The sequence below is a fragment of the Pseudomonas oryzihabitans genome, assembly GCF_032027545.1.
Taxonomy (GTDB): Bacteria; Pseudomonadota; Gammaproteobacteria; order Pseudomonadales; family Pseudomonadaceae; genus Chryseomonas; species Chryseomonas oryzihabitans_F.
In genome coordinates, this window is the sequence record NZ_JAVSJB010000096.1 from 1 (window position 1) to 637 (window position 637).

The window sequence follows — 637 nt, forward strand, 5'->3', positions numbered from 1 at the left end:
GGTCGGGGGCAGTGTGGTCCAGCTCAAGAACACCCCTGGCAAGCCCTGGCGGGCGTCGTTGTCGCGCAACAACAATGGCCAGGCCAGCACCGGCGAGCAGCAGTGGGGCCTGGGTTTCGAATGGGACAACCCCCTGGGGCTGGCCGATCAGCTGGTACTGCGCGGCGGTCACGACGGGGTGAGCGACAGCCACCAGCTGTCGAAGAATGGCTATCTGGCCTACAGCCTGCCCTGGGGCTGGTGGACCTTCGACTACAACTACAGCCAGAGCCGCTATCGCTCCCAGGCCGAGTCGAACGGCTTCGCCTTCGAACAGAGTGGCCAGAGCGAGAACCAGCAATTCAAGGCCGAGCGAGTGGTGCACCGCGACGCCGTGAGCAAGACCGCGCTGAGCAGCGGCCTGTCCCTGCTGCACACCGACAACTACATCGAAGACAGCCGCCTCGCCGTCAGCAGCAACCGCATCACCGAGCTGCAAGTCGGGTTCAACCATGGCCGGCGCTTCGGCAGTGCCTTCGTCAACCTCGACCTGGGCTGGCAGCGCGGCATCGGCGCCTTCGCCGCCCAGGGCGACCTCACCCACGGCCCCGGCCAGCCCACGGCGCGCTACCGCAAGTACACCGCCACCCTGAGTTAT

Annotated in this window: 1 protein-coding gene; it reads left to right on the top strand. The window is 66.6% G+C overall.

Annotated features, from left to right (window positions below; translation table 11 throughout):
* Window positions 1-637, top strand: a 637-nt coding sequence (locus tag RND78_RS27875; RefSeq protein WP_312733462.1) for a ShlB/FhaC/HecB family hemolysin secretion/activation protein, incomplete at both ends; no start/stop codon positions are given.